At 69.5% G+C, this 19,207-nt stretch carries 14 protein-coding genes and 3 pseudogenes; 5 read left to right on the top strand and 12 right to left on the bottom strand.

The features are described from left to right. Nucleotides 1-139: 139 nt before the first annotated feature. Genes ACFZDE_RS04880 through ACFZDE_RS04870 form a run of 3 tightly spaced genes read right to left on the bottom strand, consistent with a single transcriptional unit; the run spans nucleotide 140 to nucleotide 2,451 of the window. On the bottom strand, nucleotides 140-1,627 hold the full coding sequence (locus tag ACFZDE_RS04880) for a PTS ascorbate transporter subunit IIC (RefSeq protein WP_391197394.1): 1,488 nt from the start codon (nucleotides 1,625-1,627) through the stop codon (nucleotides 140-142). A 51-nt stretch (nucleotides 1,628-1,678) separates the two neighbouring features. Beyond that, nucleotides 1,679-1,960, bottom strand: coding sequence for a PTS sugar transporter subunit IIB (locus tag ACFZDE_RS04875; RefSeq protein WP_391197391.1), 282 nt, complete (start codon nucleotides 1,958-1,960; stop codon nucleotides 1,679-1,681). Continuing rightward, nucleotides 1,957-2,451 (bottom strand): PTS sugar transporter subunit IIA, encoded by a 495-nt coding sequence (locus ACFZDE_RS04870; RefSeq protein ID WP_391197389.1) that lies wholly within the window; start codon nucleotides 2,449-2,451, stop codon nucleotides 1,957-1,959. Before ACFZDE_RS04870 ends, ACFZDE_RS04875 begins: the two co-directional genes overlap by 4 nt. Nucleotides 2,452-2,628: 177 nt before the next feature. On the opposite strand from ACFZDE_RS04870, the pseudogene ptsP reads away from it, so the two are divergent. Next, nucleotides 2,629-4,649: pseudogene (gene ptsP, locus ACFZDE_RS04865) on the top strand (phosphoenolpyruvate--protein phosphotransferase). Between the two features lie 150 nt (nucleotides 4,650-4,799). Then, nucleotides 4,800-5,993, top strand: a complete 1,194-nt coding sequence (locus ACFZDE_RS04860; protein WP_391197386.1) for an ROK family protein — start codon at nucleotides 4,800-4,802, stop codon at nucleotides 5,991-5,993. A gap of 27 nt (nucleotides 5,994-6,020) precedes the next feature. Here ACFZDE_RS04860 and ACFZDE_RS04855 read toward each other — a convergent pair whose 3' ends face one another. After that, a complete protein-coding gene (locus ACFZDE_RS04855) occupies nucleotides 6,021-6,893 on the bottom strand; it encodes an ATP-binding cassette domain-containing protein (RefSeq protein WP_391197493.1) in 873 nt (290 codons plus the stop codon). Between the two features lie 199 nt (nucleotides 6,894-7,092). Between ACFZDE_RS04855 and ACFZDE_RS04850 the strand changes: the two genes are divergently transcribed. Further along, nucleotides 7,093-8,121, top strand: a complete 1,029-nt coding sequence (locus tag ACFZDE_RS04850; protein ID WP_391197384.1) for a substrate-binding domain-containing protein — start codon at nucleotides 7,093-7,095, stop codon at nucleotides 8,119-8,121. Between the two features lie 121 nt (nucleotides 8,122-8,242). Here the strand turns inward: ACFZDE_RS04850 and ACFZDE_RS04845 are convergent, their stop codons facing one another. From ACFZDE_RS04845 to ACFZDE_RS04810, 8 genes and pseudogenes are all read right to left on the bottom strand, one after another. After that, nucleotides 8,243-8,980 carry a nucleoside/nucleotide kinase family protein gene (locus ACFZDE_RS04845; protein WP_391197382.1) on the bottom strand — a complete coding sequence of 246 codons (738 nt, stop codon included), beginning with the start codon at nucleotides 8,978-8,980 and terminating at the stop codon, nucleotides 8,243-8,245. Then, nucleotides 8,977-9,801: an ATP-binding cassette domain-containing protein gene (locus ACFZDE_RS04840; RefSeq protein WP_391197491.1), complete on the bottom strand. Its 825-nt coding sequence runs from the start codon at nucleotides 9,799-9,801 to the stop codon at nucleotides 8,977-8,979. The genes ACFZDE_RS04845 and ACFZDE_RS04840 overlap by 4 nt, the downstream gene beginning before the upstream one ends. Nucleotides 9,802-9,926: 125 nt before the next feature. Next, nucleotides 9,927-10,940: an ABC transporter permease gene (locus ACFZDE_RS04835; protein WP_390989771.1), complete on the bottom strand. Its 1,014-nt coding sequence runs from the start codon at nucleotides 10,938-10,940 to the stop codon at nucleotides 9,927-9,929. Then, nucleotides 10,937-11,956, bottom strand: a complete 1,020-nt coding sequence (locus ACFZDE_RS04830; RefSeq protein ID WP_390989774.1) for a substrate-binding domain-containing protein — start codon at nucleotides 11,954-11,956, stop codon at nucleotides 10,937-10,939. Before ACFZDE_RS04830 ends, ACFZDE_RS04835 begins: the two co-directional genes overlap by 4 nt. A gap of 193 nt (nucleotides 11,957-12,149) precedes the next feature. Further along, complete coding sequence (locus ACFZDE_RS04825; RefSeq protein ID WP_391197379.1) at nucleotides 12,150-13,142, bottom strand: substrate-binding domain-containing protein; 993 nt, start codon at nucleotides 13,140-13,142, stop codon at nucleotides 12,150-12,152. 186 nt (nucleotides 13,143-13,328) lie between these two features. Beyond that, nucleotides 13,329-14,336, bottom strand: coding sequence for an ABC transporter permease (locus ACFZDE_RS04820; protein WP_391197377.1), 1,008 nt, complete (start codon nucleotides 14,334-14,336; stop codon nucleotides 13,329-13,331). Continuing rightward, nucleotides 14,336-15,181: pseudogene (locus tag ACFZDE_RS04815) on the bottom strand (ABC transporter permease); the annotation flags it as partial. The pseudogene ACFZDE_RS04815 and the gene ACFZDE_RS04820, both read right to left, overlap by 1 nt. Nucleotides 15,182-15,400: 219 nt before the next feature. Then, a pseudogene (locus ACFZDE_RS04810) lies at nucleotides 15,401-16,936 on the bottom strand (sugar ABC transporter ATP-binding protein); the annotation flags it as partial. A gap of 322 nt (nucleotides 16,937-17,258) precedes the next feature. On the opposite strand from ACFZDE_RS04810, the gene ACFZDE_RS04805 reads away from it, so the two are divergent. After that, on the top strand, nucleotides 17,259-18,308 hold the full coding sequence (locus ACFZDE_RS04805) for a substrate-binding domain-containing protein (RefSeq protein WP_390992234.1): 1,050 nt from the start codon (nucleotides 17,259-17,261) through the stop codon (nucleotides 18,306-18,308). Then, nucleotides 18,305-18,886, top strand: a complete 582-nt coding sequence (locus ACFZDE_RS04800) for an ATP-binding protein (RefSeq protein ID WP_391197376.1) — start codon at nucleotides 18,305-18,307, stop codon at nucleotides 18,884-18,886. The genes ACFZDE_RS04805 and ACFZDE_RS04800 overlap by 4 nt, the downstream gene beginning before the upstream one ends. Nucleotides 18,887-19,207: the final 321 nt, after the last annotated feature.

The following is a 19,207-nucleotide window of genomic DNA, read 5'->3' as shown; positions in this document are numbered from 1 at the left end:
CGGCATCGGCGGCCAGGACACGCGCGGTGTCGACGGACCGCTGGTCCAACTCGGTCCACTCGAGGTCTGTGGTGGTCGGCTTGGTGCTCACCCTGAGTCAGGCTCCTTCGTATTTCGTCGGGTTGTGGGCAGTCACGCGTCACGACTCGGCGGCAGCGGGCTGCGCGGCAGGGCCTTTGCCCTTGCCCGCGACTTCGGCGAGGTGGGACTCACGTGTGGCACCCGGGTCCCAGCCGCGGTTCACCACGAAGCGCTGGAAGGCTATGGCGCCGCCCAGCAGGGCGCAGACGATGAGCGCGAGTACCAGCAGGCCGCTCGTGGAGCCGAGCTTGACCGCGTAGCCGACGGACAGGCCGAACCATCCGAAGTCGGCGTCGCCGAAGGTGGTGTTGGCCAGACCGAGCGAGCCGAGGACCTTGAGCAGGAGAGCGGGCAGGAAGGTGATGATCACGCCGTTGATGAAGCCACCGACGACGGCGCCGCGGCGTCCACCGGTGGCGTTGCCGAACACGCCCGCGGTGCCGCCGGTGAAGAAGTGCGGGACCATGCCCGGCAGGATCAGCGCGAGGCCCATCGGTGCGTTGAAGGTCATCAGGACGCCGAGGCTGGCCAGGCCGCCGGTGAAACTGGAGATGAATCCGATCAGGACGGCGTTGGGCGCGTAAGGGAAGGTGACCGGGCAGTCGAGCGCCGGCAGAGCGCCGGGGACGACCTTCGCGGCGATGCCGTTGAAGGCGGGGACCAGTTCGCCGAGGATCGTGCGGACGCCGAAGAGGATGACGGCGACACCGACGCCGAACAGCAGGGCCTGCATGATCCCGGCCATGATGTATTCGCCCACTGTGGTGGCGTCCATCACCGCGAAGGCCTTGGTCTGGCCGACCCGGCCGAGCATGGCGAGGGCGGCCACGGTGTAGATGAGGACCATGGACAGCGCGGTGGCGATCATCGAGTCACGCAGGAACTTCAGTCCCTCGGGGAACTTCATGTCCTCGGTGCTCTTGCTGCGCTTGCCGACCAGGCGTCCGGCCGTACCGGCCGCGATGTAGCCGATCGACCCGAAGTGGCCGATGGCGACGTCCTCGCCGCCGGTGACCCGCCGGGTCCAGGGGTGGACCAGGGCCGGCATGACGACCATGATCGTGCCCAGCAGGGCCGCGCCGACCGCGATCATCCCGAAGGTCGACAGCTTGGCCGTGGCCAGCAGGGCGGTGATCAGGGTGGCCATGAAGAAGGTGTGGTGCCCGGTGAGGAACACGTACTTCAGCGGCGTGAACCGCGCCAGCAGGATACTGACGACGAAGCCGGCGATCATCACCCAGGCGACCTGAGCGCCGAACTGCTCCTGCGCCAGGGCCACCACCGCTTCGTTGGTGGGGACCACGCCGCGGGCACCGGTGGCTCCGAGGATGAGCTTGCCGAGCGGTTCGAGGGCGCCGACGACGGTGGTGGCGCCGACGCCGAGGATCAGGAATCCCATCGCGGCCTTCAGACCGCCGCCGATGATCTGGCCGACGCTGCGGCGCAGCGCGAGCAGGCCGATCGCGGTGATGATGCCGACGAGGTAGGCGGGCTGATTGAGAACATTGTTGACGATGAATGTGGCTATGCCGACGATGGCATCCATGGGTGGTTCCTCAGAGCGGGGGTGGGGACGGAGGGCGCGGCGGCGCGGGCGTCAACTGACGTTGGGGAGAGCGGTTTTGAGTGCCTCGGCGATGCCGTCGACGTTCACGATGTTGTCGACCACCACGATCTGTGCCTTCAGTTGGCCCAGCTGAGTGGCGAGTTCGCCGGAGGTGACCACGAGGTCGACCCCGGTGGCCGCTCCGCGTGCGGTGCCGATGTCGGCGACCTCGACCTCGCCGGACACGCCGAGGCGCCGCAGGGCCTTCTCGACGTTCATCTTGAGGATGATGCTGCTGCCCACGCCCATGCCGCAGACGGTGAGGATCTTCATGACGTGACCTCCGGGTCGATGTGGTCGGACTGGCCGAACTTGCTGATCAGGTGCCGCACGGTGGCGGCGTCGGGAGCAGCCGTCAGCTCGTCCGTTCGGGCTGGATCGCCGAGCAGTTGAGCCAGGCTGCCGAGAGCGGCGGTGTGCTGGGTGTGGTCGGTCGCGGCGAGGCCCACGACCAGGCGAACCGGGTCGTTCTCCTGGTGGCCGAAGCTGACGGGGGTCCGCAGCGACACCCAGGACAGCCCGGTGCGCCGGACCGCGGAGGAGGGGCGGGAGTGGGCCAGGGCCAGCCCCGGGGCGATGACGATGTACGGGCCGAGCTGCTCCACCGTGGCGATCATCTCGTCGGTGTAGTCGGCGGTGGCCGCGCCGCCCAGGATCAGCCCCTCGCCGGCCAGGCGGATCGCTGACCGCCAATCGCCGGCGTGGACGTCCACCAGGACTGCCTCCTCCGGGAGGAGCCCCAGAAGGGATGTTTGTTCTGACATGCGGAGAACCTTGCTGATGAGAGGGATTGCCCGGATCGCGAAGCTGTGCGCCGGGTGACGGCAGCGTAAACGGGAATTCTGTCTAGCGCTAGACAGAACACTGTTGACTTTGAACTGAAATCCGGCTGAGATTCAGGGAGCTGCGGCAACCGGCCGCCCGACCCCTAGGGACTCCTCATGGCGACTGAGACACCCCCTGCACCGGCCACCGCGACCCCGCTGATCGGGATCGCGGCCTCCCCGGGCGTCATCAGCGGCACAGCCGTGCTCTGGAACCGTCCCGACGCGCACTTGATGGCGCGCGCCATCGGGGCGGAAGAGGTGGCGGGCCAACTGGCCCTGGTGGAGGGGTGTCTGCGCGATGCCGCCCAGGAGCTTCAAGTCCTGGGAGCCGGCGTTTCCGGCGCGGAGGAGAAGGGCATCATCGCCGCACACCAGGCGATGCTGGCCGACCCCGACCTGTGTACGCGTCTGACGGAGGCGGTGCGCGAGGAGTTGGTGGACGCCCCCACCGCCGTACAACGCGTGCTGCTCGCGCAGGCCGCCGACCTGCGCGCCTCGGGCAGTGCGCGGATCGCGGAGCGCGCCACCGACATGGACGATCTGCGTCATCGTCTGCTGACCGTGCTCGGCGTCTCCCGGCAGGCGGAGATCGAGCTCCCCGAGGACGCCGTCGTCGTGGCGGATGACCTCACGCCCTCGCAGACCATCGGCCTGGACCGCACCCGCCTGCGCGCCTTCGTCCTCTCGGGCGGCGGCCCCACCGCCCACACCACGATCCTCGCCCGTTCGCTCGGTATCCCTGCCGTGGTCCAAGTGGCCGGGCTGGACGCCCTCCTGGCCGGCACGACCCTCCTCGTCGACGGTGACCAGGGCACCGTGACCCCCGACCCCTCGCCCGAGGACGTCGCACGCGCCGCCGCCGTCGCCCGGCAGCGAGAGGCGGCCACCGACCAGCCCCTGCCCGGCGCGACCACCGCTGACGGCCACGGCGTCCGCCTGTCCGCGAACATCGGCTCCGCCGACGAGGCCGAGCGCGCCTACCGCGCCGGCGCCCGCTCGGTCGGCCTCTTCCGCTCCGAGTTCATCTTCCTCGCAGGCGATCATCTGCCCGAGGAGCACGAGCAGTTGGCGGCGTACGCCGGAGCCGTCCAGGCGCTGGGCGGCGGCCGTGTGACGATCCGGCTGCTCGACGTCGGCGGCGACAAGCCCCTGCCGCCCCTGACCAGCTCCGAGGCCAACCCGATGCTCGGGCACCGCGGAGTACGGCTGCTGCTCGACGCCCCGGACGTGCTGCGCACCCAGCTGCGGGCGATCCTGCGCGCGGCCGCCGACGGCGAGGTGTGGATCAGCGTGCCCATGATCTCCGGCCCGGGCGAACTGCGCGCCGTACGCGGTCATCTCGAAGCGGCGCGCGCCGAGTTGGCCGCCGAGGGCGCCGAGCACGGCCGCGTCAAACTGGGCGTCATGATCGAAACGCCGGCCGCCGTCCTCTGCGCGGCGGCCCTCGCCAAGGAAGCCGACTTCTTCTCGATCGGCACCAACGACCTGCTGCAGTACCTGGTAGCCGCCGACCGGGACAACGCCCGGGTCACCCACCTGCTCGACGCGCACACGCCGGCTCTGCTGCGGGCGATCGGCCTGGTGGCCGAGGCCGCGCACACCCAGGGCATCACGGTCAGCGTCTGCGGCGAGGCGGCGAGCGACCCGGCCATCCAGCCGCTGCTGATCGGCCTGGGCATCGACGAACTGTCCATGACCGCCGCCCGCCTGCCCCAGGCCGTGGCCGCCGTCGCCGCAGTGAACTTCGCCGACGCCGTCACGCTGGCCCACCAGGCCGCCCACGCCGACGACGCCGAGGCCGTACGCAGCCTGCTCGACGCGTCCGCACCGGCTCCGCTGGTCACTGCAGAGCCGCTGCACGGGGGCGGGGAGGGGGACGGCTGGGCCGCCGCCGTGACCGTCGCCGATCCAGACGGACTGCACGCCCGGCCGGCCTCGGAGCTCGTCCAGAGCGCCCAGGGTTTCAGCAGCGACATCGTCCTCGACGTGGCCGGCCGGCGGGCGAACGCCAGGCCATGCTGGCGGTGCTGGCCCTGGGCGTGGACTGTGGCGCCACCGTACGGATCGAGGCCCGCGGCGACGACGCCCTCGACGCCGTCAACACCCTGGGCGCGAAGCTCGCGGCCAGGCCCTGATGCCCCGGGCCGGCGCGGTGCTACCCCGACCCGCGTCGGCCCGGTCCCTGTCCCCGGGCCGGCGCGCCCGCCTCCGCCGCGTCGGCCCGGTCTCTCCCCGGCCGCCGCTTCCATCCAGTGGTGAACCGAATTGCATACACGATTGGCATAATGACGGTCATGGGGATTCGTAAGGGCCGAGCGGTATCGGGTGCGGGCCATCTTCTGGACATGATTCGCAACCAGCGAGCTCGCACCCGCTCCGAGCTCGTCCGCGCATCCGGGATGGCCCGCGCCACGGTCGAGAACCGGCTGACCGGACTGCTGGAAGCCGGGTACATCGTCTACGGCGCCGGCAGTCCCGGAGTGGCCTCGGTCGGACGACCGGCCGAGGTCTTCGAGTTCAACCACAAGTCCGGGACCATCCTGGCCGCCGAGCTGGGACTCGACCACTGCCGGGTTGCCGTCACCGACCTGGCCGCCGGGGTCCTGGCGGTCGCCGACGCACCCGTGGACCTGGACTCCGGTCCGCAGGAGGTCCTGCGGCAGGTGGACGACCGGTTCACCGCCGTCCTCGACCGGGCCGGGCAGTCGGCCGCCGAGGTCCGGGCCATCGCGCTCGGCCTGCCCGGCCCCGTCGAGACCAGCACCGGCCGGATCAACTCGCCGACCACGATGAGCAAGTGGTACGAGTTCAACCTGCGTGCCTTCTTCGCCGACCGACATGACGGCCTCCCCGTCTTCCTGGAGAACGACGCCCAGCTCATGGCCCTCGGCGAACAGCGCAAGCGGTGGCCCGAAACGGACAACCTGCTCATGATCAACGCCGGTATGAGCATCGGCAGCGGTCTGATCCTCAACGGGCGGCTCTTCCGAGGCTCCCTCGGCACCGCCGGGGACATCGGACACCTCGACCGCGGCACCGGCAGACCCTGCCGCTGCGGCAACACAGGCTGTCTGGAGACGGCAGCGGCCGGCTGGGCGATCGCCCGCGACCTGCGGAGCCTGGACCGCGACGCCCGCACGGCCGCCGACATCGTCGCGCTCACCCGCGAAGGGGATTCCGACGCCGTGGGACTGGTACGCCAGGCCGGACGAGCCATCGGCGACGTGGTCGCCGATCTCGTCGGAGTCCTCAACCCCTCCGTCGTCACCGTCGGCGGGGCCCTGGCCGAGGCGCGCGAGACCCTGCTGGCCGGTATCCGGGAGTCCGTGTACGCCCGCTCCCAGCCGCTGGCCACGCGCGATCTGAGAATCAGCCACAGTCTGCTGGGCGGCGACGCCGGCCTGACGGGCGCCGCCACCCTCGCTTCCGAGCACCTGCTGGCGCCGGAGGCGGTCGACGCCCAGCTCAGCAACCGCTGAGGGCCCGCGGCAGAACGGGCGTCGCGGTCAGTCCTTGACGGAGAGGCCGGCCCTCTCGTGCTTGTGGACGGCGGCAGGAGCCTCGTAGAGGTTGCCGTTCTCGTCCTGGCTCAGTGCGCCGGTCATCAGGCTGACCACATCCGTCATGGAGACGCCGCCGGGCTTGACGACGGCGTACCGGCGGCCGAGCCGGTGCACATGGATACGGTCGGCGACCTCGAAGACCTGCGGCATGTCGTGGCTGATGAGGATCACGGGGATGCCGCGGTCCCGGATCTTGCGGATCAGTTCCAGTACCTGGTCCGACTCCCGGACGCCGAGCGCCGCCGTGGGCTCGTCCATGATGATCATCTCGGTGCCGAACATGGCGGCCCGCGCCACCGCGACGGCCTGTCGCTGGCCTCCGGAGAGGGATCCGACCAGCTGACCGATGTCCTGGAGGGTGGCGATGCCGAGCGCGTCCAGCTGGGCCGCGGCCTCCTCGCGCATGGCACGGTGGTCGAGCAGGTGCAGCCAGGAGCCGAGGACTCCCGGCCGGCGGCGCGCCCTGCCCAGGAAGAGGTTGGTCGCGATGTCCAACTGGGGCGCGAGGGCGAGGGTCTGGTACACCGTCTCGATGCCGACCATCCGGGCGTCACGCGGCGAATGGAAGTGCACCTGCTTCCCGTTCAGCGCGATGGTGCCGGCGTCCGGGATGAGCGCACCCGAAAGCGCTTTGATGAGACTGGACTTGCCGGCGCCGTTGTCGCCGACCACAGCCAGGACCTCGCCCTTGCGGATCTCGAAGTCGGACTCGCGGATCGCCACGACGTTGCCGTAACGCTTCACCAGGCCCTCGGCCCGCATGACGATCTCGGCCCGCTCCGCCGCGGCGGTGTCCGGGCGCGATCTGTCCGGCATCTGGCTGTTCATTTCGTACCTCCGTCATCGGCACCGGATCTGCTGTGCCGGTCCCGGATCTGTTGCGCTATACGGGGCATCTCTGACAAAACCTGACGTTACCCTGCCCATGATGCGCTGTATAGACTTTGCGCAAACCTTTGCGGACTGTCTTCATTTGCCTTGTTTTTGTTTGCGCAAAAGTTGCTAGCATGGCGCCATGGCAGGCAGACGGCCGCGGCAGGCGGCCACCATGGGTGATGTGGCGAAACTGGCGGGCGTTTCCATCTCGACGGTGTCTCATGTGTTGAACAAGACCAGACCGGTCGCACCGGACACCGCCCGCCAGGTGCACGACGCCGTCGCGGCCTGCGGTTATGTGCCCGAGAAGGTGGCCCGGCACCAGCACGAGGGCTTCGGCACCATCGGGCTGGCGATGTCCGCGATCTCCAACCCCTACTTCGGGGACGTCGTGCACGGCCTGGACCGGCGGGCGGCGAAGGAAGGCTATTCGCTGCTGCTGGCCGAGACGCATGACGACCCCGACGCGGAACTGCGTGCCGTGGGCGAACTGCTGCGACGCAAGGTCAGCGCCATAGTCCTCGCCCCTTCGGGCAATGCCGAACGCACGCTGCGTTATGCGCGGCAGGCCAACGTGCCCGTCACGGTGCTCGACCGCTTCGTCCGGCAGGAAGTCGACCAGATCGGCGTCGAGAACGTCGAGTCGACGGCCCGGCTGGTCGACCACCTCGCGGAACTCGGTCACACCCGGATCGCGATGATCTCGGGCCGCCCCGGTCTCTCCACCACGGAAGAACGCGTCAACGGTTACCGGCTCGGCCTGGAACGCGGCAGTATCCCCGTCCGGGAGGAGTACCTCGTCTCCGGGGACTCGCAGGCCGCTCCGGCACAGCAGGCGGTCACCGAACTGCTGAGCCGGAGCGAACCCCCCACGGCGCTCGTGGTGGGCAACAACCAGATGACCATCGGGACCATACGGGGACTGCGGGACGCCGGGCTGCGGGTTCCGCAGGACATGGCGCTGGTCGCCTTTGACGACTTCGAGTGGTCGGACCTGTTCCATCCGCGCCTCACCGCCATCGCACAGCCCACTTTGATGCTCGGTGAGCAGGCTTTCGAGCTCTCGCTGTCCCGGATCGCCGATCCCGGCCTGCCGCCGCGGCGTGTGCTGATCCAGCCGACGTTCCAGCACCGCGAGTCGTGCGGGTGTGACGCCGCCGAGGACTGATCCAGGCACGGGGTTGGTCCGGGCCCGGATCGACCCGCGCGTGGAAGGACTGACCCTCGCGTGGACTGATCTGGGCATGGACTGGTCCCGGCACGGACTGGTCCGGGCGGCGGCGCCCACCTCAGTGGTGATGCCTGTGCCCACCCGTCTCATGGCCCGGATCGATACAGGGCAGCCGCTCGCTCAGGATCCGGTCGGCGCTGTAGGCCCAGCGGCGGATCCTCGCGCTGGTCCGTTCGTCGATGCCCTCCGTCTTGTTCTGCGCGCTGTGCCGGCTGAAGCCGTAGCGGACGTAGCGCTGCATCAGCCGTCGCCGGCGCGCCTCGGGGGAAGCGTCGAGGAACCACGTCTCCGTGAGCAGTCCTCGCACCTGGTTCCACGGTGACTCGTCGACCAGCAGGAAGTTGCCGTCCACGATCACCAGTTGATGGTGCGGAGCCACCTCCAGGGCCTGGCCCACGGGCTCCTCGAGCTCCCGGCGGAAGTCCGGCCACCACACCGTGTGATCGGTCTCCTCGCGGACGCGTCGCAGCATCGCGATGAAGCCATAGGCGTCGAAGGTCTCGATGGTCCCCTTGTGCGCGGTCATCCCCAGACTGTCGATGACCTGCTGCGCGAGGTGGAAACCGTCCATGGAAACCGCTGTGGCGATGCCCGGGTGCAGCTTCTCGATCTCCTCCAGAAGCTGCAGGGCGAACGTCGACTTCCCGGCCCCCGGTTCACCCACGATTCCGAGCAGGGCACGGCGTGGCGCGGCCAGGCGCAGCGCGCTTTCGGCGAGAGCTCGCAGCGGCGGGTCACGGTAGAGCGGCTCGGTCTGTGCGAAGTCGTCCGAGCATGCTGCTACGGCGTCGGTCATGGGTGCTCCATCGGAACGAATGCGGTACGGGGTACGCGGGTCGGGGCGGGCCGTGCCGCTTGTACGATCTGGCCGTCCTGGTCCAGCCTGAGGGCGCCGGTGATGAGACCTACGGCGTCGGTCATGGAACACCAGGCAGGGTCCAGGAGGGCGACGCGCCGTCCGAGGCGGTGGATGTGGATCCGGTCCGCGATCTGGAAGACCTGTGGCATGTCATGGCTGACGATCACCACGGGGATGCCGTGGTCCCGGATGCAGGCGATGAGGTCCAGGACCCGGTGGGCTTCGCCCGCCCCGAGCCTGGCGGTGGGTTCGTCCATGATGATCAGCCGCCCGCCGAACATCGTGGCCCGCGCCAGGGCCACGGCCTGCTGCTGGCTGCCGGACAGGGCACTCGCCGGCTGGCGGATGTCCTCGATCGCGGCGATACCCAGCGCGGCGAGTTGACGTTCGGCGGCGGTGCTCATCCTGCGGTGGTCGGCCATGCCCAGCCAGCCGAGCGGGCCGGGCCTGCGCACCCGGCGTCCTATGTAGATGTTGTCGAAGACACTCAGCTGGGGGCTGAGCGCGAGTGCCTGGTGGACCGTCTCGATCCCCAGTGCCCTGGCGTCCGCCGGGCCGCGGAAGTCGACGGGGCGGCCGTCGAGTTCGATGGTGCCTCTGTCCGGCACCATCGCCCCGGACAGGGCTTTGATGAGGCTCGTCTTGCCGGCGCCGGCGTCGCCGACCACCGCGAGCACCTCACCGGCCCGGATCTCGAAGTCCGATCCGCGGACGGCGCACACGTTTCCGTAGTGCTTGACCAGTCCACGGGCCCTCATGACGATTCGGGCCTTGTCCTCCAGGGCGGAGTACTCCTGGTCGGGCAGGGAGACGCCGCCTTCGGTGCCCTGGGGGCGTGTGCCCGCGGGACGCGTGCCCTGGAGGCTGGTGCGGGTACCGCGTCTCATGTCGCGCGGCCCCTGACGAGCCGGTCCAGCGCGACCGCGACGATGACGAGGATGCCGGTGGCCACCTGCTGGTAGAGGCTGTCGATGCCGGCCTGGGTGAGGCCGTTGGCGAGGACGGTGACCACCAGCGCTCCCAGGATGGTGCCCGGGATCCCGCCCCGTCCGCCGAACAGGCTGGTCCCGCCGATGACGACGGCCGTGATGCTCTCCAGGTTGCCCAGCTGGAAGGCGTTGGGGTCAGCGTTGGGGATACGTCCGAGGGCCTGCCAGGCGGCGATGGCGTAGATGAAGCCGGCGAGCAGGTACACGCTGAGGATGACGCGCTTGGTATTGACGCCGCTGAGCCGGGCGGCTTCCTCGTCGTCACCGACCGCGTAGACGTTGCGCCCCCAGGAGGTCTGCGTGAGCGCGAACCACACGGCCGCGGTCAGCACGATCATCACCGTCATGCCGACGGTGACCTCGATCTGGCCGAAGAGGTAGCTGCGCTCGCCCAGCCAGGTCAGTGCCGAAGAGGTGACGGGGAAGCTCTCGCCGTTCGCGTAGAGCTGCGACACCGCGGTCAGGACACTGAGCACACCGAGCGTGACGATGAACGGCGGCAGCTTGAGCCGGGTGACGAGGGTGCCGGACAGGCCTCCGAGCGCCGTGCACAGCACGACGCCGACCGCGAGGGCGAGCAGGCCCGGCATTCCGCCGCCGGACGCGAGCTTGGCGATCACCAGGGTGCCGAGCACCATGACGGCGGCGTTGGCGAGGTCGATGCCCGCCGTGAGGATCACCAGGGTCTGCCCCATGGCCAGCGTGCCCGTCACCAGCATCTGCTGGACCACGAGGGAGCCGTTGTCAACGGTGAAGAACGTGTCGGTGCTCAGCGCGAAGACGGCGATCGCGATCAGAAGCGCGACCAGCGGGCCCGCTGTGGCGCTGTTGGCGAACCATTTGACCAGGGCGCGGCCGCGCTGCATCGTCTGATGCTCGCTCGCGACGGTGGTGGCAGTCATCGTCATCCCCAGCAGTTCTTCAGGCCCCAGGCGGTGTCCTTGCTGGGCACGCCGGGCACGGGCTTGTCGGTGATGAGCTGGGAACCGGTGTCGATGAAGCCCTTCGGCTCGGCTCCGCTGTCGGAGTACTCCACGACGGCGTCGACTCCGAGTTCCGCCATCTTCTTCGGGAACTGCATGACCGTGGCGGCGAACCTGCCGGCCTTGACGTTGCGTACGCCAGTGCACGAGCCGTCGATCGACCCGATGACGACCTGCTTGGCCGCGGCGGTTCCGGCCAGTGCCTTGGCGGCGCCGGCCGCTGCCGGCTCGTTGATCGTGTAGACGGCGTTGGCGTCGGGGTCGCGCTGGAGGAGGTTCTCCATAGCCGTCTGGGCCTTGGTCTGGTCGCCGTTGGTGACGGCGGTGCCCTTGATCTGCGGTGAGTTCCCGTTCAGGCCGAAGCCCTCCAGGAAGCCGTTGTGGCGCTGGTCGTCCACGGTGGATCCGGGGGTGCCGTCCAGGAGCAGCACATTGGGGGTCTTCGAACCGAGTGCGGCGCGAACGTACTTGCCCTGCGTGGCGCCGGCGGCCTTGTTGTCCGTGGCGTACGTGGCGTCGACCGCGTCGGCGGGGTCGGTCGCGGTGTCGAGGGCGACGACCAGGATGCCCTTCGCGCGCGCCGCCTCGATCGCGCCCAGCACACCCTTGGAGCTGCTGGGCGTGATGAGGATGCCCTTGACGTTCTGGGAGACGAGGTTGTTGATGGCGTCGACCTGACCCTGGTTGTCCCCGTCGAACTTGCCCGCGAGGGCGATCAGCTTCGCGCCCTTCTTCTCGGCCTGGGCCATCGCGGACTCGCGGAGTTTGACGAAGTAGGGGTTGGTGTTGGTCTTGGTCACCAGCCCGATCTCGATCGTGCCCCCGCCGTCGGCAGTGGAGGTGCTGCCGCTCTTCTCGGACGTGCAGGCGGCGGTCGCCGCCAGACAGACGGCCGCGAGGCCGAACGCGGCCCCCCGGATATGCGCTCTGTTCCTGGACATTGGGGTTCCTCCTGGTTTCACACCATATTGGGTGACGTAAGGGGGACGTTACAGCGCCACTCCCGGGCTGTACAGTCCTTGCGCAAAGCTTTGCGAGCTTGTTTCGACCCGGTTTCGAAGCTCGCGCTCATGGAGCGGTCCTCCGCCCCTCAGGCGCGGGGTGGAGAACCGCCGGCGCCTCCGCTTCGCGAGGTCAGAACGCGAAATCGTCGATGTTCCTGGGGGTCACGACAGTGGCCGGCCCCAAGATCACCTCGCCCTTTGCTCCGATCGGGAAGGTGCCGAGAGAGCCTGCGGAGATCTTCTGGCCCTGCTCGGCCTCGACCTTGCACTGCGCGAGCTGCTGCGCCGCCTGGTACGACAGGTAGCCGAGATCATGCACGTTCCACCAGATGTCCTGGACGTCGCCGCCCTGGATGTACTTCTTGATCAGCGACGCGGGGGCCAGTCCGGTCAGCTTCACCCGGCCGAGGTCGCCGGACTGGGACAGCGCCTCCGCAGCGGCGGGCAGGCCGATACCGGCCGGGACGATGACGCCCTTGAGCTTCGGGTAGGCCTGCACAAGCGACTTCGCCTTCTGGGCGTTGACGTCGGCCTTCTCCTGGCCGTAGGCGACCGTGACGAGCTTCATCCCCGACAGCTTCGGATCAGTGGCCAACCTGGACTTCATGTCCTTGATCCACGCGTTCTGGTTGACGGCGGTCTCGGTGGACGAAAGCACCGCGAACTCGCCCTTGCTGCCCATGAGTTGGGCCATGCTGTCGAGCATCTTCTGTCCGAGCTCGGCGGACTTGGCCTGGTTGATGAACAGGGAACGTGCGTCGGGGGCAACATCGGAATCGACGGAGATCACCTTGATCCCCGCCTGCCGCGCCTTCTTCAGCGCGGCAGCAGCGCCATTCAGATCGCTGCCGGAGATGACGATGGCACCGACCCGCTGGGAGATCAGCTGGTTGACGAAGGGAATCTGCGCGGCGCCGGTGGCCTCGCTGGGTTCCGTGTAGACGACGTCCCCGCCGATCTCCTTCGCTGCGGCACGCGCGCCGTCGCGGATGGTGGTCATGTACGGGTCCGTACCGAGCTTGGGCACGTAGCCGACGGTGACGGGGCCGGAGGCGCACTTCTGCGCGCTCCCAGCAGTGTCGCCGGTGTCGGCACAGCCGGTCACCGCGGCGCCCAGCAGCATAGTCGCAGTCAGGGCGATCGACCTATGGAACCGCATGGTGGTTCTCCGTTCGGGCAAGGCTGGTTGAGCCGGGCGGGTGGGGGTGGGTGGGCTGATCCGGGGAGGGGCAGGGCAGGGCGGGTCGTCGGAGAGAGGGCTGCCGTGGGCTTGCCCATATGCGCCGCCGGCGGGATTTGCGGACTTCCCCTAAGAGCCGACGGATGGCCGGGCCGGGGCCGGGCTCAGCCGCCGTCGGGTGAGAGCCGTGTGGATCCGGTGCGTGGCGTTCGTGATCAGCAGCGAGAGGATGAGCAGGAGTCCCACGGCCGTGCCCTGGGCGTAGCCGCTGACGTTGCCCAGTTGCAGCATGCTGCGCAGCGCGACCACCAGGACGAGCGCCCAGATGACCCCGGGCATACGGCCCTTGCCGCCCAGGACGCTCACGCCGCCGAGGAACACGACGGTGATCGCGTCGAGTTCGAATCCCAGCGCCCCGTCGGGAGCGGCCTGGCTGGTGCGGGCCACGGTGATCACTCCGGCCAGCGCTGCGAGGAGGCCCGAGGCGACGAACAGGGCGAAGCGGATGCGGTTCACCCGGACACCGGAGTAGACCGCGATCTCCGGTCCGCCACCGATGGCGTACACCCGGCGTCCTGTCGGGGTGCGGTGCAGGAAGATCGCGAACAGTGGCGCCAGCACCAGGAACGGCAGGATGTCCCAGGGCAGATAGGTGCCGGGAAGCGTGTCAGTGCCGAAGGTGATGAGCGACAGCGGGATGTCGGCGATCGGTGTCCCGCCGAGCAGTACGTAGCACAGGCCACGGAACAGGGCGAGCGTGCCCAGGGTGACCACGAGCGAGGGCAGCCCGACGAGGGTGACCAGCGCGGCGTTGAGCAGCCCGCACAGGGTGCCGGTCAGCAGCGCCAGCGTGATGGCGAGGGACAGCGACATACCGGCATGCAGGGCCATCCCCAGTACGACACCGCTGAGCCCGGCGATGCTGGCCACGGAGATGTCGATCTCTCGAGCAATGATCAGCAGGGCGAGCGGCAGGACGAGCAGCGCCTTGTCCGACATCTGCGAGATCGAGTTCGCGAAGTTGAAGCCGCTGGCGAAACCCGGCTGAGCGAGCGCGGCGGACGAGAGCAGGACCAGCACGAGAGCGGCCAGGATGTAGTCCCAGCTAGTGACTCGGGCGCGCAGAGCGTTCCGCATCAGACGGCCCTCCGGTGGGATCGACGGCGGGCGAGCAGCGCGTCGAGCGAAACGGCGAGGAGGATCACCGCGCCGAACACCGCCTGCAGATAACGCGAGTCGACCCGCACCAGCGTGAGAACGTTCTCGATCACGAGCAGGGCGAACGTGCCCAGGGCGACCTGCTGCACGGTCCCGACGCCGCCGCGCAGCGCGACTCCGCCCACGACGACTGAGGCGATCACGGTCAGTTCGAGTCCGTAGGCCGCCTGACCGTCCACCGTGCCGTAGTGCGATGCCCACAGCGCGCCGACCAGGCCGGCCAGCAGCCCTGATACGGCGAACGCGCCGAGCACGCGGCGGTCGACGGGTATGCCGATCTGCCGGGCGCCCGCCGGATTCGAACCCGACGCGTACAGCTCGCGGCCCTGCCTGGTGCGGCCCAGGATGAACCCCGCCGCCGCGAAGAGTGCCACGCTGATCCAGATCAGCAGGGACACGCCGAGCGGCTTGGCGGCCGTCCACTCCAGCCAGGCCGCCGGTACCTCGCCGGCGGCCACCTGCTTGCCCGCGGACATCATCGCGTCGATGCCCCGGTACAGCGCGAGCGTGCCCAGTGTGGCCACGATGGACGGCACCCGTCCGTAGGACACGACCAGCCCGTTGAACGCGCCGCAGAGCAGCCCGACAGTGCACGCCAGCAGCACGGGCACCCCGATCGGGAGGTCGGGATGCTCCTTGATCAGCAGCGCCGACGCGAACGCGGTCAGCCCGATGGTCGACGACACCGACAGGTCGATGTTGCGAGTCAGCATCACCAGCAGCTGGCCCAGGGCCACGATGCCCAGCAGCGCCGCACTGATGGCGAGGGCGGTCAGGTTGCCCAGCGACAGGAACTGGGGGTTCAGCACACTCAGCGGAAGCGTCAGCGCGAGCATCGCCACCAGCAGGCCCGTCTCCCTGCGGCCACGGATGCGGGAGAGCAGCGACCGTTTCGGCTGTAGCCGCGCCCGCGCCTGCGGGGCCGCGGCCGCCGCCAACCCGCTGGACTCCGAAGCGCCGCCCTCGCCGACACCGCCACCGACGCCGGTGGCCGCCAGACCCACGGCGTAGGGCGTCGCCTCCTCCCGGTCGAACTCCGCAGCCGACTTACCGTGCCGCATGACCAGTACACGGTCGGACATCCCGAGCAGCTCGGGCAGGTCGGATGAGATGAGCACGATCGCCATACCCTTCTCGGCAAGGGAGTTGACGATCCGATGGACCTCGGCTTTGGCCCCGATGTCGATGCCTTGGGTCGGCTCGTCCAAAATCAGCAGCCGTGGCTGCACGGCGAGCCACTTCGCGAGCACGACCTTCTGCTGATTCCCACCGGACAGCGCGCCCACCGGTTGGTCGAAGCCGGTGGAACGCAGCTTCATCCGGGCCAACGCACCTGAGACCAGGGCGAGTTGAGCACGACGTAGCACGATGCCGAATCGGGATGCCTTGTCGATGACCGGCAGCGTGGCGTTCTCCAGCACGGAGAACTCCTCGATCACACTCTGACCGCGGCGGTCTTCGGACACGTAGGCGATTCCGCGTGACATCGCGTCGGCGACCGACCGCAGTCTCACCGGCCGGCCGTCCAGGCGGATGACGCCGGTGTCCGGCCTGTGCACACCGAACAGCACTCGGGCCAGCTCGGTGCGGCCGGCGCCCACCAGCCCCGCCAGACCGACGATCTCGCCCGCCCGCACGCAGAGGTTGATCCCCTCGAAATCCCCCTGCCGGCCGAGTTCCTCGACCTGGAGGACGGGTTCCCCCGGCGTCACCTCGCGCTCGGGGTAGAGCTCCGTGAGCTCCCTGCCCACCATCAGCGCGACGGCGTCGCGCTGTGTGATCTCGGCGGTCGGCACGGTGTCCAGGAGCTGACCGTCACGCAGGATCGCGAGCCGGTCGCAGATCCGGAAGATCTCCTCCATCCGGTGGCCCACAAACATCATCGCCACCCGGCGCTTCCTCAGCCGGCGTATGACGTTCTCGAGCGTGGCGACCTCACCCGCGGACAGGGCGGCGGTCGGCTCGTCCAGGATCAGTACGTCGGCGTCGCCGGCGAGCGCCCGTGCGATCTCCACGAGCTGTTGCTCCGACGTGGACAGTGACGACACCGGAAGTCCCGGATCGCGTTCCAGGCCGAGCAGCGCGAGCCATCGGGCGGCCTCCTCGTGCATCAGCGGAAAGTCCACGGCGCCCGCTCGGTTGAGGGGCAGACGGCCGGCGTGGATGTTCTCCGCGATCGACAGATCGCCGAACAGCCCAGGGTGCTGGTGCACCACGGCGATCCCGTGATGGCGGGCGTCGGCGGGCCCGTGGAACGTGACCTCGCCCCCGCCGATCCGCACGGTGCCGCCGTCCGGCCGGTACAGCCCGGCCATGATCTTGACGCAGGTGCTCTTGCCCGCCCCGTTCTCGCCGAGAAGGCCGAGCACCTCTCCTCGGCGCAGGCTCAGGGACACACCGTCCAGGACTGTGGTCGTGCCGAACACCTTCGACGCGTTGACGAGTTCGACCGCGACGTCGGCCGCCGCCACGGGTTCTGAGGCTTCCAGCGCATGGCTCTGAGTATCGGCAGTGTCCATCGCGGCTCCTGGGAGGGCTGAGTGCTGAAACGGGCGGGGTGAAGAACAGCGAGGGTGGCGGAGGCCGACGGGGGCCCGGACCGGAGGGTCGCGCTTGACGGGCGCATCGGACGGCCGCACCCGAGGGTCGGCGGTCCAGCCGGCAGAGGCGGTTAAGCGTTTAGATCTGCCGGACGTGGCGGTCACGCTAAGGCACGGTTAAGCGCTTAGCAAGAGGGATGCGAAATCAAATCTAAGCGGTTAACATGAGGGATCTAAGCGGTTAACATGACAGACGAGGGCAGCCCAGCCACTGACGACGAAGGGGACTCCGGTGACGACCATGACGGAGGTCGCACGTGCGGCCGGAGTGTCCATCGCCACGGTGTCCTACGTGGTGAACGGGACCCGTCCGGTCCGCGAGGAGACTCGGCGCAAGGTCGAGGAGGCGATCGCGCAGATCGGCTACACCCCCAACACGCTCGCGCGCGCCCTGGCCATGTCGAGCACCAGCTCCATCGGTGTGGTCGTCTCCGCGATCACCAACCCCTTCTTCGCCGGGGTGCTCGCCGGTGTCGATCAGGCGACGGTCGACGCCGGGCTCACCCTGCTCCTGGCCGACTCCCACGACGAGCCCGAGCGTGAGTTCGAGGTGGTCCGCAGTCTGCGCCAGCGGCGGGTGGACGGCATCATCCTGGCCTCCTCCGTCAGCCCCGGACGGACCCTGGACCACCTGCGGGAGGCGGAAGTCCCCACCGTGCTGGTGGACCGCCTCATCGACGACCGTTTCGACCAGATCGGCCCGGAGAACGAAGAGGCCACAGCCTCCCTGGTCGACCATCTCGCCGCCCGCGGTCACCGCCGGATCGCAATGATCAGGGGCAAGGCCGGTCTGGGCACCAGCGAGGAGCGCGTCGCCGGCTACCGCCTGGGCCTGTCCCGCAACGGCCTGACCTACGACCCCTCGCTCGTGGCCGACGGGAACTCCGACATCCCCGGAGGCCACGCCGCCATGGAGTCCCTGCTCGCCGCCGACGCCCCTCCGACCGCTCTCATCGTCGGCAACAACGCCATGGTGATCGGCAGCATGCAGGCACTGCGCGCCGCCGGCGTGGCCATCCCCGACGACATCGCGCTGGTCTCCTACGACGACCTGCCCGGCGCGGACCTGTTCGCCCCGCCGCTGACCGCGTTCGCCCAGCCCAGCGCCACCCTCGGCGAACGCGCCGTACAGATGCTGCTCGACCGCATCGCCGACCCCGCGATGGCGCCGCGCACCGAACGACTGAACCCCCACCTGATGCACCGCCGGTCCTGCGGCTGCCCCTCTCGGAGCGCCCCCGGAACGGACCAGCCCTCCGCCCCACCTCATGACGAGGAGCCCTCGACATGACCCCGCACGCCTCACGCTCCGCACCCGAGGTCCAGCCCGTCATATGGCGGCAGGTCCACGCCCCGCCCCAGCTGTCCGCGCCTCCTTCGGCGGTGGGCACCAAGGTCCGCTACGAGCGCTGCCTGCGCCTGTCCTGGCGGCTCTCCGGCCGGTCACGGCACACCCCGGCCCGCGCCCGGGCGTACGTGAGCAGCACCTGCCGGGCATGGGACGTCCCGTCCGAAACGATCGACGCGCTCACGCTCATCACCAGCGAGCTCGCGACCAACGCCGTCGTCCACGCACTCGGCGACGAGGTCGTCGTCTCACTCCTGCTGTCCCCGACTCACGCGTGGGTGGTCGTCGCCGACCAGGGCTGCCCCCGGGCCGCCATCGCCGCGCGGGAGGCACCCGACAGTGCCGAAGGCGGCCGCGGACTCCTTCTGGTGGAGACGCTGGCCACCCGCTTCCAGGTAGAGGGCGACGACGGGGACGGAACCCGGGTCTGGGCCTGCGTCCAGCTCCCCGCCCGCCGCACCGCCTCGGCCGGAAGGCCCGTCCTCAACGGTCACACTCCGCGTCGTCACGCACGAGGGTGACGTCGGGTCCACGCCCTGTCCGGCTGCGTGACGCTGCCACTGTGACCACCGGCACGTCCGTCGGCACCGGCAGGTACCCCTTTGGGCACAGTCCGATCTACCGGCGCCTCCCCACCATTGACGAGGCGATGGGGGTGTGCGGGAGCGGCTACGCCAGGATCAGGTGGCGTTCTCGGCCGTCCAGCCTTCGTCGAAGAGCGGCAACCGGACGGGCATGGTCGTCTGGGAGCTGGCCGGTGCGGTGCTTGGCGAGCCAGGCGCCGATCTGGACGGCGTCGCCGTCGACGCGGACGCTCTCGCAAGCGGCGGGGCGCGGCCTTC

It is taken from the genome of Streptomyces sp. NPDC007929 (assembly GCF_042959065.1).
GTDB lineage: Bacteria > Actinomycetota > Actinomycetes > Streptomycetales > Streptomycetaceae > Streptomyces.
Note: the sequence above shows the minus strand (reverse complement) of the source record. Positions and strands in the feature narration are given on the sequence as shown.

Coding starts and splice junctions, on each gene's coding strand:
- ACFZDE_RS04880 (WP_391197394.1), bottom strand. CDS start 1,627: ATGGATGCCATCGTCGGCATAGCCACATTCATCGTCAACAATGTTCTC.
- ACFZDE_RS04875 (WP_391197391.1), bottom strand. CDS start 1,960: ATGAAGATCCTCACCGTCTGCGGCATGGGCGTGGGCAGCAGCATCATC.
- ACFZDE_RS04870 (WP_391197389.1), bottom strand. CDS start 2,451: ATGTCAGAACAAACATCCCTTCTGGGGCTCCTCCCGGAGGAGGCAGTC.
- ACFZDE_RS04860 (WP_391197386.1), top strand. CDS start 4,800: ATGACGGTCATGGGGATTCGTAAGGGCCGAGCGGTATCGGGTGCGGGC.
- ACFZDE_RS04855 (WP_391197493.1), bottom strand. CDS start 6,893: ATGCCGGACAGATCGCGCCCGGACACCGCCGCGGCGGAGCGGGCCGAG.
- ACFZDE_RS04850 (WP_391197384.1), top strand. CDS start 7,093: ATGGCAGGCAGACGGCCGCGGCAGGCGGCCACCATGGGTGATGTGGCG.
- ACFZDE_RS04845 (WP_391197382.1), bottom strand. CDS start 8,980: ATGACCGACGCCGTAGCAGCATGCTCGGACGACTTCGCACAGACCGAG.
- ACFZDE_RS04840 (WP_391197491.1), bottom strand. CDS start 9,801: ATGAGGGCCCGTGGACTGGTCAAGCACTACGGAAACGTGTGCGCCGTC.
- ACFZDE_RS04835 (WP_390989771.1), bottom strand. CDS start 10,940: ATGACGATGACTGCCACCACCGTCGCGAGCGAGCATCAGACGATGCAG.
- ACFZDE_RS04830 (WP_390989774.1), bottom strand. CDS start 11,956: ATGTCCAGGAACAGAGCGCATATCCGGGGGGCCGCGTTCGGCCTCGCG.
- ACFZDE_RS04825 (WP_391197379.1), bottom strand. CDS start 13,142: ATGCTGCTGGGCGCCGCGGTGACCGGCTGTGCCGACACCGGCGACACT.
- ACFZDE_RS04820 (WP_391197377.1), bottom strand. CDS start 14,336: ATGCGGAACGCTCTGCGCGCCCGAGTCACTAGCTGGGACTACATCCTG.
- ACFZDE_RS04805 (WP_390992234.1), top strand. CDS start 17,259: ATGACGGAGGTCGCACGTGCGGCCGGAGTGTCCATCGCCACGGTGTCC.
- ACFZDE_RS04800 (WP_391197376.1), top strand. CDS start 18,305: ATGACCCCGCACGCCTCACGCTCCGCACCCGAGGTCCAGCCCGTCATA.